This window comes from Mesorhizobium sp. M1C.F.Ca.ET.210.01.1.1 (genome assembly GCF_004791585.1).
Taxonomy (GTDB): Bacteria; Pseudomonadota; Alphaproteobacteria; order Rhizobiales; family Rhizobiaceae; genus Mesorhizobium.
Map to the genome: position 1 here is coordinate 185,956 of NZ_SRUU01000002.1, position 15,438 is coordinate 201,393.

At 66.6% G+C, this 15,438-nt stretch carries 14 protein-coding genes; 8 read left to right on the forward strand and 6 right to left on the reverse strand.

Features of this window, described 5'->3' with window-relative positions; all coding sequences use genetic code 11:
- Positions 1-10 precede the first annotated feature (10 nt).
- From EN853_RS03005 to EN853_RS03030, 6 genes are all read left to right on the forward strand, one after another.
- On the forward strand, positions 11-553 hold the full coding sequence (locus EN853_RS03005) for an RNA polymerase sigma factor (RefSeq protein WP_127857785.1): 543 nt from the start codon (positions 11-13) through the stop codon (positions 551-553).
- A gap of 86 nt (positions 554-639) precedes the next feature.
- Complete coding sequence (locus EN853_RS03010) at positions 640-1,089, forward strand: hypothetical protein (protein WP_127857786.1); 450 nt, start codon at positions 640-642, stop codon at positions 1,087-1,089.
- A complete protein-coding gene (locus EN853_RS03015; RefSeq protein WP_127857787.1) occupies positions 1,086-1,532 on the forward strand; it encodes a periplasmic heavy metal sensor in 447 nt (148 codons plus the stop codon). The genes EN853_RS03010 and EN853_RS03015 overlap by 4 nt, the downstream gene beginning before the upstream one ends.
- Before the next feature lie 109 nt (positions 1,533-1,641).
- Positions 1,642-1,926, forward strand: a complete 285-nt coding sequence (locus EN853_RS03020) for a hypothetical protein (protein ID WP_127857788.1) — start codon at positions 1,642-1,644, stop codon at positions 1,924-1,926.
- Between the two features lie 104 nt (positions 1,927-2,030).
- Complete coding sequence (locus EN853_RS03025) at positions 2,031-3,482, forward strand: DUF1800 family protein (protein WP_127857789.1); 1,452 nt, start codon at positions 2,031-2,033, stop codon at positions 3,480-3,482.
- Between the two features lie 29 nt (positions 3,483-3,511).
- Positions 3,512-4,750 carry a DUF1501 domain-containing protein gene (locus tag EN853_RS03030; RefSeq protein ID WP_127857790.1) on the forward strand — a complete coding sequence of 413 codons (1,239 nt, stop codon included), beginning with the start codon at positions 3,512-3,514 and terminating at the stop codon, positions 4,748-4,750.
- 51 nt (positions 4,751-4,801) lie between these two features.
- Here EN853_RS03030 and EN853_RS03035 read toward each other — a convergent pair whose 3' ends face one another.
- From EN853_RS03035 to EN853_RS03065, 6 genes are all read right to left on the reverse strand, one after another.
- Entirely contained in the window at positions 4,802-5,068 is a 267-nt protein-coding gene (locus tag EN853_RS03035) for a hypothetical protein (RefSeq protein WP_127857791.1), read from the reverse strand.
- A gap of 86 nt (positions 5,069-5,154) precedes the next feature.
- Complete coding sequence (locus EN853_RS03040; RefSeq protein WP_127857792.1) at positions 5,155-6,738, reverse strand: indolepyruvate oxidoreductase subunit beta family protein; 1,584 nt, start codon at positions 6,736-6,738, stop codon at positions 5,155-5,157.
- Complete coding sequence (locus EN853_RS03045) at positions 6,731-8,884, reverse strand: indolepyruvate ferredoxin oxidoreductase subunit alpha (protein WP_127857793.1); 2,154 nt, start codon at positions 8,882-8,884, stop codon at positions 6,731-6,733. Before EN853_RS03045 ends, EN853_RS03040 begins: the two co-directional genes overlap by 8 nt.
- 49 nt (positions 8,885-8,933) lie before the next feature.
- On the reverse strand, positions 8,934-9,416 hold the full coding sequence (locus EN853_RS03050) for a MarR family transcriptional regulator (RefSeq protein ID WP_127857794.1): 483 nt from the start codon (positions 9,414-9,416) through the stop codon (positions 8,934-8,936).
- A complete protein-coding gene (locus tag EN853_RS03055; protein WP_127857795.1) occupies positions 9,416-10,987 on the reverse strand; it encodes an NAD(P)/FAD-dependent oxidoreductase in 1,572 nt (523 codons plus the stop codon). The genes EN853_RS03050 and EN853_RS03055 overlap by 1 nt, the downstream gene beginning before the upstream one ends.
- 307 nt (positions 10,988-11,294) lie before the next feature.
- Positions 11,295-12,086, reverse strand: coding sequence for a cyclase family protein (locus EN853_RS03065; RefSeq protein WP_127857796.1), 792 nt, complete (start codon positions 12,084-12,086; stop codon positions 11,295-11,297).
- A 118-nt stretch (positions 12,087-12,204) separates the two neighbouring features.
- On the opposite strand from EN853_RS03065, the gene EN853_RS03070 reads away from it, so the two are divergent.
- Both EN853_RS03070 and EN853_RS03075 read left to right on the forward strand, forming a co-directional pair.
- Positions 12,205-13,779 carry an NAD(P)/FAD-dependent oxidoreductase gene (locus EN853_RS03070; protein ID WP_127857797.1) on the forward strand — a complete coding sequence of 525 codons (1,575 nt, stop codon included), beginning with the start codon at positions 12,205-12,207 and terminating at the stop codon, positions 13,777-13,779.
- A 110-nt stretch (positions 13,780-13,889) separates the two neighbouring features.
- Entirely contained in the window at positions 13,890-15,416 is a 1,527-nt protein-coding gene (locus EN853_RS03075) for an ABC transporter substrate-binding protein (protein WP_127857798.1), read from the forward strand.
- The last annotated feature ends 22 nt before the right edge of the window (positions 15,417-15,438 follow it).

A 15,438-nucleotide genomic window follows, 5' to 3' on the forward strand; every position in this document is an offset into this window, starting at 1 on the left:
GCCCAGGCTGATGGGCGCCGATCCGGACGAGGAACTGGTCCGGCGCATCAGCGCCGGCGACCAGGCCGCGGTGCAGGCGATGGTGGCGCGCAAGCTGCCGCGCATCCTGGCTTTGGCCACAAGGATGCTGGGCGACGCGGCCGAGGCCGAGGACGTCGCCCAGGAGACTTTCGTGCGCATCTGGCGCCACGCCTCCAGCTGGCGCCAGAGAGGTGCCCGCTTCGACACCTGGATCCACCGGGTGGCGCTCAACCTCTGCTACGACCGGCTGCGGCGCCGGCGCGAATGGACGGCGGACGAGTTGCCGAAGGTGCCAGATGAGGCGCCGCTTCCCGACGCGGTTCCCGCAGACGAAGGCCGGCGCGTGCAGCAGGCGCTGCAACGCATCGCGCCGCGCCAGCGCGAGGCGATCGTGCTGGTCTATTATCAGGAGATGTCCAACATCGAGGCCGCCGGCGCCATGCAGGTCAGCGTCGATGCGCTGGAAAGCCTGCTCGCGCGCGGTCGTCGCGCGCTGCAGGCAATGCTCGTCGGAGACGATGGCGATGATTGAGACGGTGAAGCATCTGGCGGTTCCTGGGGCATTGCCGATCCTAGCGGCGTGGGGGGCCACGTCAAAACCGTGGAAGGGGAAACGAGATGGCTGAGGAAAGAAGGACCTCGGACGTGCGAATGGATGCCCGGCGCTTCGCCGCGCTAGCGGACGCGTATGGCAGCGCCCTGCATCGCTGGCCACAGGCCGAGCAGGCCGCCGCCGCGCTGTTTTCGGAGACCGAAGAAGGCCGCGCCGTCCTGCGGCGCGCCGGCAGGCTCGACACCATCCTCGACCGTCATCACGTCGAGGCCCCAAGCCGGACGCTGCATGGCGAGATTGTCGCGAGAGCCGCCACGCAACTGAGGCAAGGACGCCATCGCCACCTCTGGTGGCTGGGCTTCGGGCTCGCCGGGATCGGCCTTGCAGGCGCGGTGGCCGGGCTGGCGCTGGTCACCGTCGTCACGCCCGACGCCTCGTCCGACCGCTACGTGATGGACGCCAACGCAACGTCGTTCGGCGATGCCGGTCCCGACGCCGACACGGAGGACCTATGAGCACTCGTCTTTTCGCGGCATCGCTGGTGCTGAACGTCTTTCTGATCGGCGCGGTAGCCGGCGGCGCAGGCTGGCTGATCGGCAGGTCCAATCCGGGCTATTCGCTGGAATCGGCGGGCAGCCGGCTCCCAGCCGATGATCGCAAGGCATTCCGCCAGGCGTTGCGAGAGGTGCGTCGCGAGGCCCGCGCAATCATCCTCGACGGGCAGCAGGCGCGGCGCGAGGCGGCCAATCTCTTGCAGCAGCCGACGCTGGACACGAACGCTCTTGCCGCCGCCCTGGAGCGGGCGCGCAACGCCGACGCCACCATCCGCAGCCGGCTGGAACAGCGCATCATCGAGTTCGCGGCGTCGAGTTCACCACAGGACCGCAAGCTGCTGGCCGACGCCCTGCTGCGCCATGTCGGCAGGCAGCGGCCGCCCCTTGCAAAAAATACGCCATAGGCAGCGACGGAAACCGCCGGCCACTTCCGTTCAAGGAAAAGAGGGACAGGCCTGCCCGCGGGAATGCGGGCGGGTTCTCTTCAACCTCGACAAACCTCGGGAGCATCCCATGAACGGTCTGACGAAATATTCGCTCGCTGCCGCCCTCGCCGTCGGCGGGGTGGCCACGGCAAGCGCCGCCTCGGCAATGCCGATCGCGCCGGTTGCGGCACCTGCCATCGTCGAGCATGCGGCCTGGGGCTGCGGTCCCGGCTGGCATCCCAACCCGTGGGGGCGCTGCGTGCCCAACCGCCGCGTGATCTATCCGGGCTACTACTATTGGGGCGGACCGAGCGTCTATATCGGCCCGGTCTGGCATCCGTGGCATCGCTATCACCACTGGCGCCGCTGGTAAGCCGCTGGCCGATCTCATGATTGCCGGTGCCGGCATCATGAGATCTTTCGACCATCAGCAGATGCCGCCGACGCGACCTGCGTCGGCCTGCGACGGAGGCTGCAATGGCCCTGCCCGTTTCAAATGCCGTTCCGCCCGATCCGGCGCTTGTCGCGCTCAACCGCTTCGGGCTCGGCGCGAGACCGGATGACGATCTCGGCAAGATCGCCGCCGACGCGCGCGGCTTCCTCAAGGCAGAGCTCAAACAGCAGGATATCGCGCTCGTCTCGATCGAAGACCCGGCGAACGCCGGGCTGCTGGACAGCACCGCGGCGATCCAGGCCAGCATGGCGGCAAATGCCGAGCGCAAGGCCGAAAGGGATCGCATGGCGCAGCCGACCGCCGAGCCCACCGCAATGGCGGCCGTCTCTCCCGACGCGAAAGCCAAGTCCACCGTCCCCAAGGTCGAGGCCGATATCTGTCGGGACGAGGCGCAAGCCCGCTTCGACAAGGCGCTGAACGCCGGGCCCGGCTTTGTCGAACGGCTGGTCGGCTTCTGGTCGAACCATTTCTGCGTCTCGGTCGCCAAGGGCCAGATCGTGCGGGCCTGCGCCGGCGCCTTCGAACGCGAGGCGATCCGCCCCTTCGTGCTCGGCCGCTTCGCCGACATGCTGCTGGCGGTCGAGCATCACCCGGCGATGCTGTTCTATCTCGACAATCAGCAGTCCATCGGCCCCGATTCCCGTGCTGGCAAAAGGCGCGGCCGAGGCCTCAACGAAAACCTTGCCCGCGAGATCCTGGAACTGCACACGCTGGGCGTCGACGGCGGCTACAGCCAGGCCGATGTCACCAGTTTCGCCGGAGTGCTCACCGGTTGGACGATGGCTGGGCGCGAAGGACGCCTGGGCGAGCCGGGCAGCTTCGTCTTCAACACCAACGCGCATCAGCCGGGCGAAGCTGTCCTGCTCGGCAAGACCTATCCGGCCGGCGGCATGGGCCAGGGCGAGGCCGCGCTCAACGACATTGCCCGGCACCCCGCGACGGCGCGGCACATCGCCGGCAAGCTCGCCCGCCATTTCATCGCCGACGATCCGCCGCCACAGTCCGTCGCGCATCTGGCCGCGGTCTTCACCAAGACAGATGGCGACCTGCGCGCATTGGCGCTGGCGCTGGTGGACATGCCCGAGGCCTGGTCGATGCCGCTCGCCAAGCTGCGCGCGCCCTTCGACTACGTCATGGCCCTGAGGCGGGCAGTCGGCCCGTCCGCAGGGAAGGAGCCGCAACGGACGCTTGGCTGGCTGAGGGCCTTGGGCGAGCCGCTCTGGCAACCGCCGGGCCCGAACGGCTTTCCCGACCACAGCGATGCCTGGGCTTCGGCCGAAGGCCTGAAGACCCGCCTCGATATCGCCTGGCAGACGGCGCAGCAGGCGGACGATATCGGCAATCCCGGCGACATGCTTTCCACCCTGATCGGCGCCTCCGCCTCGGCCGAGACGCGAGAAGCGATCGCGCGCGCGGAATCCAGACGGCAGGGCCTGGCGCTGCTGCTGATGGCCCCGGAGTTCCAGCGAAGATAAGCGCCGGTGAACAGCATGGAGAAGCAGCGATGAGCCTTCTTTGCGAGACCCCAAACCCATCACGCCGCGCCGTGCTGATGACCGGCGGCGCGCTGTTTGCCTGGGCCCATCTGCCACGCTTCGCGCGCGCCGCCGACAGGCGCGATCCGCGCCTGATCGTGATCGTGCTGCGCGGTGCCCTCGACGGCCTGTCGACTGTCGGCCCGGTCGGCGACCCCGATTATGCCGGCCTGCATGGCGACATCGCGCTTTCGCTTTCAGGTCCCAACCCGGCGCTGCCACTCGACGGTTTCTTCGCGCTCAATCCTGCGATGCCGACGTTCGCGCGCCTGTTCAAGGCGGGCCAGGCGACCGTCGTGCACGCCGCCGCGACAGGCTATCGCGACCGCTCGCATTTCGACGGCCAGGACGTGCTGGAAAGCGGCCTGCCTGGGCCCGGCAACGCGACCACCGGCTGGCTAAACCGGGCGCTGGCAAATCTGCCGGCGGGCGAGCGCGTGGCGAAAGCCGGCGGGCTGGCGGTCGGGCCGTCGACGCCTCTGGTGATCCGCGGCGCCGCGCCCGTGCTCGGCTGGGCGCCACAGGCTCTGCCGGCGCCCGGCGACGCGCTGGCGGCGCGTGTGCTCGACCTCTACAATCATCGCGATCCCCTGCTGGCGGCAGCCCTGCAGAAGGGCCTCGATGCCGACCGGATGGCGATGAGCGACGAGTTCGACGGCAAGACGATGAAGCCGAAAGGCGGCCTCGACAATGCCGCCGGCATGCGACAGTCCGCGCAAGGCGCAGCGAAGCTGATGGCGTCCGATGACGGCCCGCGCATCGCGGCGCTCGCCTTCGACGGCTGGGACACGCATGTCAACGAAGGCGGCGCCACCGGCCGGCTCGCCAACCTGCTCGGCGGCCTCGACGGCGCCTTCGAGGAATTCGAGACAGGGCTCGGCCAGCGCTGGCAGGACACGGCGATCGTCGCGATCACCGAATTCGGCCGCACCGCCCGCATCAACGGCACGGTCGGCACCGATCACGGCACCGGCACGGTGGTGCTGCTTGCCGGCGGCGCGGTCAAAGGCGGCCGCGTCGTCGCCGACTGGCCGGGCCTGAAGCCGGCACAGCTTTACGAAGCCCGCGACCTGGCGCCGACCAGCGATGTGCGCGCGGTGCTGAAGGGACTGCTCGCCGACCAGTTCGGCCTTTCGGCCGCGTTGCTCGGCGACAAGGTGTTTCCGGACTCGGCGGCGGTGAAGCCGATGCGCGACCTCACCACCTGAACGAAAAACGCCCGCGCCGTTTCCAGCGCGGGCGTCGGTCCCAAAAAGCGATCACCAGCTCCAATAGCCGGGGTGCCAGCGGTGGTGATACCAGAAGCCGGGGTGCCAGTGGCGCGCCGGCCGGATGAACCGGCGACCGTTCGGCACGCATCTGCCCCACCGGTTCACGTGCCAGCCGGGACCGCAGCGCCAGCCGACGGTTTCGATCGGCAACGGCGCGGCGCTGGGTTTTGCCAGCGGCACGGCCTGGGCACCGGCGCCGGACAGCATCAACGTGCCGGCAGCAAAGGCAAACGGCAGAAAATACTTGGTGAGCATAAGGTTCGTCTCCGTGATTCATCCCTACCTCCATGAAACGGAGGGGAGGACCGAATCCCGTCGGAGCGAGGCGGGTCACATCTTCGTTATCGGGTGCTTTCGTTCAGCGTTGCCACGGTCTTCAGCGCGCCGTCGAGCATCTCGCCCTTTTCGTCCTTTAGCGCTGCCTCGCGCAGGCGGCGGATCCAGTCGGCGGCGTCTTCGCGACCGTCGAGCATGGGAAGCGCCGACAGCACGCGGTCGAATTTCGACTGGGCGCGGGCGTGGGTGTCGCTGTAGCCCTTGATCAGCCGGCGGCAGTTGAGGATTTCCGTACCGAGCGCATGGTTTTCGCGCGCGTGTGCGAGCGCCAGTTCGTACCAGCGCTCCAGATGCTCGACCTCTATCCTGTGGCGCAGCAGGCGGCGGCGCCAGCGGCGCAGGCCGCCGATGAACCACAGCATGGCGAAGCCGGTAAAACTGTCGGTGCGGATATGGCGGCCGCGGTTGATGCGGCGGTCGAGGAAGGCGGCGAGCTTCGGCCGGCTCTCGATGTAGCTGCCCAGCCCCACCGGCAGCGTGCCGCAGAATTCCTCGATGCGCGGATGAAAATATTCGGTGACCTGCAGCACCGAGCCTTCCCTGACGCCGACCTCCTTTCGCACCCGCCGGTCACGGGTCGAGCGGGTCTTGAGATCGGCGACACGGATCATGTCGTCGTAGCACATGGCGTTGGCGAGATGCTTTGCCGCCGCGATCGACAGCACGTAGCCATGTTCGGCATTGTCCAGCGCGACGGCCTTGTCCAGCCGGTCGAAATATTCGTCGCCATAGGCGATGTCCTGGTAGTCGACGACCTTTCTCAGGCCGCGTTCGGCCATGTCGCGTACCGGCTCCGGCAGCGCCGCGACGCGGGCGGCAAGGTTCTGCCAGCCTTTCAGGAGCGCCTCCGGACCACTGACCTTTGCTGTTGATTTGGCTTCGGGAGCGGCGGGGTTCCCCGCCGCCTTGTCGCCGGCCGCAGCCGCCGCGATGCCGCGCGCGCGGTCATAGGCGGCGCCGAAGGCGGCAAGGCTGGCCTTGACGCCACGACCGCCGGCGCTGACCGCCTGCTCGTAGCTTTCGCGGGTGAAGGGCAGCGCATCGGAACCGGCCAGCGCGCCGAGCAGGCTGGCAGAGATCATGGTGCCGTTGTCGGCGGCGATCTTCTCCATGTCGAAGGCAATGAAGCGTTTTGCGGCGGCTTGCGCCGTCGCCTGCACCTTCTCAGACGACGCGCGGCCGTCGCCCGGCTCGATCTTTTCCGAAACGGCGGCGATGCGGTGCGAGGAGGCGATCAGCGTCGTGCGCTCGGGCGTGATGAAGCCGCGGATGATGGCGCGGCCGGCTTCCATCAGCTCTGCGGCGATCAATATGTCGACGTCGCCTTGCGAGGGCGACAGCGCAAAGACCGGCAGCCGGCCGGTGTCGCGGGCCATCTCGATGTAATATATCGTCGCCCCCGTGCGCTGCGCGACGCCGGCGACCGACGTCGACTGCGCGACGTAGCCATTGCGCTCGGCAACGTCGGTGATCCAGTCGGCAAGGACACCGCCGCCCTGGCCGCCGACAGCGAGCACAGCGAGCTTTATCACCCGCTCGTCATCATGGGCGCCCGCCTTCGGGCGCAGGGGCGAAGCCTGGTCAAGCATCGGCGAACATCAGGCGGCGGCTCTCGCGACGGCGCTGCAAAAGGCCGATGACGGCGCGGCGCGCGCTTTCCAGGAAACGGTCCCAGCGGCCGGGATTGTGGACGACATCGGCGCGATAAAAGGAGGGGCAAAGCACGGCGGCATCCGCGACCTCGCCGCAATTGCCGCAGCCGACGCAATTCTGGTCGATGCTGGCGACGGGGTCATCGCGCAGCGGATCGTCGAGCGACTTCACTGACAGCGACGGACAGCCGGAGAGCCGCATGCAGGCGTGGTCGCCGGTGCAGACATCCTCGTCGACGCCGAATTTCGGCTTCACCACCCGCGCGCCGCCCTTGATCGCCTTATCGACCAGCGGCTTCTCGCGGCGCTGACGGTTGAGCATGCATTCGGACGAGGCGACGATGACCTTCGGCCCCTTCTCCTCGGTGGTCAGCGCCTCGCGCAGCGCGGCTCGCATCTTGCCGACATCGTAGGTGCGATCGATGTGGCGCAGCCATTTGACGCCCATGCCCTTCACTGCTTCGGTGATCGGATGCTTGGTCGACTTGGTGCGGTTCGAGGCGCGCGACGACAGGATATCCTGGCCGCCGGTGGCGGCCGAGTAGAAGTTATCGACGATGACGATGACGCCATCATTCTTGTTGAACACGGCGTTGCCGATCGAGGAGGTCAGGCCGTTGTGCCAGAAGCCGCCGTCGCCGACGAAGGAGATCGAGCGCCGCTTCGCCTCGGGCGAATTGAAGGCGGAGGCCGAGGCCGGCCCAAGTCCGTAGCCCATGGTGGTGGCGCCAAGCTCGAAGGGCGGCATGATCGAGAACAGATGGCAGCCGATGTCGGAGGCGATGTGGTGCTTGCCGAGCTCCTGCTCGACCAGCTTGGTCGCGGCAAAGATCGGTCGCTCCGGGCAGCCGACGCAGAAGCCGGGCGGACGGCCGGGAACGACATTGACGAGATCGGCCGTATCGACCCCCTCGCCCTTTTTATTGGGCGCGCGAACCTCGCCCGGCAACAGATGCGGCGCGTTCGCTTGCAGGAACGAGCCGATGCCGTCGAGCATCACCTGTCCGGTATATTCGCCGGCCATCGGCAGATGCTCCTTGCCGACCAGTCTGGTGCCGCGCCCGGCCTTGTGCAGCATGGCGGCAAAGGCTTGCTCGATGTAGTTGGGCTGGCCCTCTTCGACGACCAGCACCGCCTGCTTACCCTCGCAGAAGGCGAGGAACTCGTCGTCGACCAGCGGGTAGACGGCGTTGAGCACATAGAGCGACACTTCGGTGTCGCCATAGGTGTCGGCGAGGCCGAGCCGCTGCAGCGCGCGGATGACGGAATTGTACATGCCGCCCTGCATGGCGATGCCGATCGAGCCATGATCCGAGCCGAATATCTCGTTGATCTTGCGGCTTTTGATGAAATCGACCGCCGCCGGCCAGCGCTTCGCCACCTTCTCTTTCTCATGCAGGAAGGAAGCCGGCGGCAGCACGATGCGGCCGGTGTCGCGGCGCGGCGCGGCGAGCGCGTCAGCGACCGACATCAGCGGGCGCTTGTTGTCCTTGGCGATGAAATGGCCGTGGACGTGGCAGCAGCGGATGCGCACCTGCAGCATGACCGGCGTGTTCGATTCCTCCGACAGCTCGAAGCCGTCCTCGACCGCCTTGACGATCGAGGGCAGGTTCGGGCGCGGATCGAGCAGCCAGACCTGGCTCTTCATGGCGAAGGCATGGCTGCGCTCCTGCATGATCGAGGAGCCTTCGCCATAGTCCTCGCCGACGATGATCAGTGCGCCGCCGGTGACGCCGCCCGACGCCAGGTTGGCTAACGCATCGGAGGCGACATTGGTGCCGACCGTCGACTTGAAGGTGGCCGCGCCGCGGATCGGATAGTGCACCGATGCGGCAAGCATGGCGGTGGCGGTGGCTTCGGAAGCGCTCGCCTCGAAATGCACGCCGAGCTCGCCCAGAATGTCCTGCGCGTCAGCGAGCACATCCATCAGGTGGCTGATCGGCGCGCCCTGGTAGCCGCCGACATAGCCGACGCCGCATTGCAGCAGCGCCTTGGTGATGGCGAGGATGCCTTCGCCTGCGAATTCCTCGCCGGCCCCTAACCTCAGTTTTTCGACTTCCTTGGCAAAAGACCGTTCGGCCATTTCTGCCTCCTTCCGTTGCCGCCGTTGGCTGGCGGCGCGTACATCAGACTCAAATGTCGTGCTTGCGGATGTTCTTCAGCATCTTCTGCAGGATCGCGATCAGAGCCACGTATTCGGCATCGTCAACACCCTCGAACATCGCCTCGAAGGCGTCGTGCATGGCCGGCCAGGCGCGGGTGAACAGCGCACGGCCATCATCGGTCAGGAACACGTGACGGATGCGGCTGTCGGTGACCCCCTGCTCGCGCCGCACCAATCCCTGCCCTTCCAGCGCGTCCAGCGTGCGGCTCAAGGTCGACTGCTCGATCACCGTATAGACCGAGAGATCATTGACGGTGACGCCGTCGGTGACCGAGAGCACGGCCAGCGTGCGCACCTGCGGGATGGTCAGGCCCTGCTTGCGGAAATCCTCGCGCAGCGTGGCGTTGTAGCGGCCCATGATGCGGTTCATCAAATAGGGCGCGAACTGCTGCAGGCCGATCTCGCCGAGGGTCGAGATGCGCTGGCGCTTTTCCGGAAGCTTCCCGTCCATCAGAGCCTCCCCGCCAAGAGGAAGCCGGAGCCGCCACCCAGCCCTGCGCCCGGATGCGTCGAAGCGCCAATGTGGTAGAGGCCCTTGATGCCGGTGTCGTGGTTGCGGCTCGCCTTGAAGGGCCGCCACAGGAAGGCCTGGTCGATGGTGGAGGAGCCGCCGTAGGGATCGCCGCCGACTAGATTGATGTTCATCGCCTCCAGGTCGGCCGGCGAATAGGCGCGGCGCGCGATCACGCCCTCGCGGAAACCGTCGATGTGATGGGCAAGGATCACCTCGACCCTGTCGGCAAAGGCCTCGCGCAACGCGTCGCTCCATCGTCCGTCAGCCGGTGTCTCCAACCGGCCCGCCGCATCGCCTTTGATAACGCGTGGCGCCTCGGGCAGTTGCAGCCACAGGATCGCCTTGCCCTCAGGACAGCGCGACGGGTCGAGCGCATGCGGCTGGCCGACGCAGATGGTTGGCACTTCCGGCAGCAGGCCACGCACCGCCTCGTTGCAGGCTTTCGAGACGCCGTCCAGTCCCGGCGTCAGATGCAGCAGCGCCACCTTGTCGAGGCCCTCACCACGCCATGCCGGCGGGCTGTTGAGGGCATAGTGGATCTGGAAGTTGCCCTTGCCGTAGCGATAGTCTCGAGTCGCTTTTGCCGCAGTCTCCGGCGCGTCCTTGCCGAGCAGACGGCCGTATAGCTGCGTCGGCGTGACCGAGCAGATGACGCTTTTCAATGCCGTCACCGTCTCGCCCGAAGCCAGCCTCACGCCGGTGGCTCGGCCGCCGGTCTGGACGATCGAGGCGACATCGGCATTGACGCGGATTTCGCCACCGCGCTCCTTGATCAGCGCCTCGAAAGCGGAGAGCAGGTTCTTCGCGCCGCCCTTGACGATCGGCGCACCGGCCGCCTCCAGCGCAAAGGCGATGACCTTGGCGATCTGGCCGGAGAACGCGTCTTCCGGCCCGAGTCCCGCATGCAGCACCCAGGGCGCCCAGAGCGCGCGGACCGTGTCGGATGTATAGCCGGTTTCCAGCCAGCCGCGCGCGGGCACCAGCGCCTCGCCGAGGAAAGCGGCAAGGGTGCGCGGGCCGCGCCGCCAGGCCTCGCCGGCCATGAGCTTCGTCGTCGGATAGGACCAGAGCGCGCCGCCGAGCAGGCCGAAGAGCAGCCCGGCATTGCGCTCGATGCCGCCGACATCGCCGCCGTGGCGGTCGCCGTCGCCGGAGCTTATTGCGTTCAGCGCCGCGATGTTGGCGGCGCGGTCGGTGGTCAGCACCGCATGGCTGCCGTCGGGCCGCAGCACGCCGGTGGGGGTCGCGGTGTGGCAGAACTCCAGCCCATGCCGCGCAAGGTCCTTGCCGAGCGCGGCAAAAGCCGGGGAGGTGATGAACAGCACGAAGGTCGTCGCCATCACGTCATGGACGAAGCCGGGCGCCGTGATCTCCTCGGTGCGCATGCAGCCGCCGATGCGGTCGTTGCGCTCGAGCACGAGCACCCTGGCGCCTTTTGCGCCGAGCATCGCCGCGCAGACCAGGGCGTTGATGCCGCTGCCGACGATGATGTGATCGGGGGCGTTCATTGGTGGTGGCTCCCGGCCGTCGCGAAGTGACGTTCAGTCGCATGGGTTGGCGCTCTACGGCGCCCCCCTCTGTCCTGCCGGACATCTCCCCCTCTAGGGGGGAGATTGGATGTCGCGATGGCTTTCGCCAATCGCCAAAGTCGCAGGAATGAGCGGGGCGCGGAAGCTGCCAATCTCCCCCCTTGAGGGGGAGATGTCCGGCAGGACAGAGGGGGGTGAGCGCAAGCCTTGCCAAGCTGCCACCCCCTACCCGTCATCACTCCATCATCCGCAAGCATGATCTTCTCCCGAAGACCGCCGCCTCGCCCTATTTGCCCGGCACCAGCGCCAGCGCGCGGATCGGGCTGCCGGTGCCGTGCTCGATCTTGAGCGGCGCGGCGATCAGGATCGCGCCCTTCGGCGGCAGCTGGTCGAGGTTGCATAGGCTGGCGAGCCCATAGCGGTTGGCCTTGTGCATCAGCGTGTGTGCCGGGAATGGCGGCTCCATGCCGCCGGCCTTGCCGGCATCGGTGCCGATCGTCTCCGAGCCCCAGCCCTTGATGTCCTTGCTGATCAGGAACTGGATGGCTTCGGCCGTCGGCCCGGGCGTATGCGGGCCGGTCTCGTTGGCGTTGAGGAACTCGGCTTCCGAACCGTTGCGCTTGTACCAGTCGGTGCGCATCACCACCCATTCGCCAGGATTGATGGCGCCGTGCTTGGCTTCCCAGGCCTTGATGTGGTCGACGGTAAGCAGGAAGTCGTGGTCCGCGGCGGCTTCCTTCGAGCAGTCGATGACGTTGACCGGGCCGACGAAATTCTGCGCCGGAATGGTGTCGGTGGCGCCATCCGGATAGTCCTTGCCGGTGATCCAGTGCTGCGGCGCGTCGAAATGCGTGCCCGAATGCTCACCGAGCTTCAGCCAGTTCCAGGCCCACCACGGACCGTTCTTGTCATACTTGGAGATGGCGTGGATCTCGACCTTCGGCGTGTCGACGGCAAGCTCCGGCGGCAGCTTGATCAGCGGCGTGTTAGGCCCCAACGGCGCCGACAAATCGACCACCTTGATGGCGCCCGAAAGCAGCTGGCCGGCGACCTCGCCGAGGAGTTTCTGCGTGTCCATGGTCTCTGTTCCCTCTTGTCTCTGATGATCAAGGCTCGTTGCGGCCCTTAATATCCTACTAGACGAAAACATATGCATCTGCAATTATCTTTAAGCATAAAGCTTTTTGGGGCGGGGCGTGAGCGAGTTCGACGCCATCTTTGTCGGGGCGGGCCACAACAGTCTGGCATGCGCAGCGCATCTGACGCTCAAAGGCTGGAAAATCGCCATTTTCGAGCGCAACCAGACGATCGGCGGCGCGGTCCGGACCGGCGAATACACGCTTCCAGGCTTCCGGCACGATTTCGGCGCGATGAATCTGAGCCTGTTCGCCGGCTCGGCCTTCCACCGGAAATATGCAAATGAATTGAAAAGCCACGGGCTGGAGTTCGCGCCGGTGGCCGACTGTTTCGCCAGCGCCTTCCCGGACGGGAAATGGTTCGGCGTCAGCAACGATCTCGAAAAGACCGCGTCGCGGCTCGCCGCCTTCTCCGCTGCCGATGCCGCCGCATGGCGCCGGCTGGTCGGCGCGTTTCCGGGTGAAGCCGAGCACCTGTTCCGCCTGCTGGGATCGCCGATGAGCGCGCGGGCGCTGGCCGGCACGGCCTGGAATCTCTGGCGCAAGAAGGGCTTTGCCGGCGCGCTCGACACCGGCCGGCTGCTTCTCTCTTCGCCGCGCGCGTGGCTGGAGGAAAATTTCGAGACGCCGCATGTTCGCACGACGCTCGCCGCCTGGGGCATGCATCTCGACTTCGCGCCCGACATCGCCGGCGGCGCCGTGTTCCCCTATCTGGAATCGATGGCCAACCAGAGTTTCGGCATGGTGCTGGGCAAGGGCGGCGCCGACACCATCACCCGCGCGCTGGCCGGCATGGTCAATGCGACCGGCGGCAAGATCGTCACCGGCGCGGATGTGGCGGAGATCACGGTTGTCGGCGGCCGGGCGACCGGCGTGCGGCTCGCGTCCGGCGATTTCCACGTCGCCAGCAAGGCCGTCATTGCCGGAGTCGCGCCGGGAGCGCTTGCGGGCAAACTTCTGCCCGACGGCTCCGGTGACCCAGGCTTCGACGTGGCGATGAAGACATTCCGCCACGCGCCGGGCACGATGATGGTCCATCTGGCGCTCGACGACCTGCCGGACTGGAGCGCCGGCGCCGAGCTTCGCCAGTTCGCCTATGTGCATCTGGCGCCGTCGCTCGACGCCATGTCGCGCACCTATCAGCAGGCGATCGCCGGCATACAGCCCGACCAGCCCGTGCTCGTCGTAGGACAGCCGACGGCTGTCGATCCCTCGCGTGCGCCCGAGGGCAAGCACGTGCTGTGGGTGCAGGTGCGCATGCTGCCGGCAGAAATCCTTGGCGATGCCGCGGGCAAGATCGCGCCGGGTCACTGGGACGCGGTCAAGGATGCCTATGCCGAGCGCGTGCTCGACATCATCGAGAGCTACGCGCCTGGCCTGCGCAGGAAGATCCTCGGCCGCGCGATCTTCTCGCCGCTCGACCTCGAGCGCGAGAACCCGAACCTCGTCGGCGGCGACCAGATCTGCGGCAGCCATCATCTCGCGCAGAATTTTCTCTTTCGCCCGGCACGCTCTTTCGCGCGCTGGAACACGCCGGTCACAAACCTCTACCTGACCGGCGCCGCGACATGGCCCGGCGCCGGCACCGGTGCCGGCTCGGGCTTCATGCTCGCGCAACAACTGGGAGGACATTGAGCCGAAGAATTCCAGGATGGACAAGGCGCGGTTGCCCACCAGACCTACCGAATGAAACCGCCGCGCGGACAATGACAGTCAAAGATGGACAACCAACAAGGGGAACGACCATGACCATCAACAGACGCGATTTGCTTGGATTCGGCGCCGCGGCGATCGGCGCGGCCACGCTCGGCCTGCCGAGGGCGGCAAAGGCGGCGGACGAGCTCACCATCGCCTACAACGTCAACCTGCCGTCCTGGGACCCGACGACCGGACCATCGGCGGTCAATCCGACCATCCAGGGCCTTTACCAGTCGGTATTCGACCAGTTCATCCCGCAGAAGCCGGACCTCTCCTTCACGCCGGGCCTGCTCACCGAATGGGGCTGGAACGACGACCGCACCAAGGTGACGATGACGGTGCGCGACGGCGTCAAATGGCATGACGGCTCGCCCTTCACAGCCGAGGACGTGGTCTGGTCGCTGCAGCGGGCCGGCGACGAGAAGACCGGCAACCCGATCCAGTTCGTGTGGAAGAACGTCAACAACTTCAAGATCGACGGCAACAAGATCACCGGCGACGTGGTGCAGTTCGACCCGGTCTATTTCAAGTGGATGTCGTTCCTGACCGGCTACATCATGCCGAAGGCCTATTACGAGAAGGTGGGCGCCGAAGGCTTCGAGAAGGCGCCGATAGGCACCGGCCCGTACCTGGTCGACAAGTTCGAGCGCAACGCCTTCCTGAGGCTCAAGGCCAATCCGCACTACTGGGGCGCCAAGCCGGCCTTCGAGAATGTGACGATCAAGTTCGTCGCCGATGCGGCAAGCCGCGTCGCCGAGATCGAGTCCGGCTCCTCGCAGGTGACGCTCGAAATCCCCTATGAGGAATATGACCGGCTGATCGCCAAGGACGGGCTCGCCGGCTCGATCAAGAACGTCTCCGACATCGGCATGATCTTCTTCAACGACATCGAGGCGATGCTGGACAAGAACGTCCGCCAGGCGGCCGTGATGGCGGTGGACAAGGAGCTCTTGGTCAAGCGCCTGCTGCGCGGCTACGGCAAGCCGATCGCGACGCTGGAGACGCCGGAATACGCGGCCTTCGATCCATCGATCAAGGTCGAGCACAACCCGGAAAAGGCCAAGGAATTGCTAGCCGCTTCCGGCTATTCGCCCAAGAAGCCGGTGAAGTTCACGATACAGACGACCAAGGGCTTCAAGCCCAAGGACTATGAGATGATCCAGGCGATCGTCGGCATGTGGCGCAAGGTCGGCATCGAGGCCAATATCGAGGTCTACGAGATCGCCAAGCATTACGAGCTGCGCGCCGCCGACAAGCTGGCGCCGGCCGCCTTCTACAACTGGGGCAATGCGATCGGCGACCCGACCACCTCGACCGGCTTTGCCATGTACGGCCCGAGCCCGCATTCGGTCTGGGATAGCAAGGACCTGATCGACATGATCAATCCGCTGTGGGGCGAGACGGACGAGACCAAGCGCATCGCCGGCTGGAAGGCCGTCGACAAATACATCGCCGAGCAGGCCTATGTGCTGCCGCTGATCCAGTATGCGCAGCCGATCGTGCACTCGAAGAAGGTCAATGTCGTACAGCACGTGTCCGGCGCGCTGCTGCCGGCACTGATGACCCCGGCCTGATCATCGGCCTTGGATTGTCACG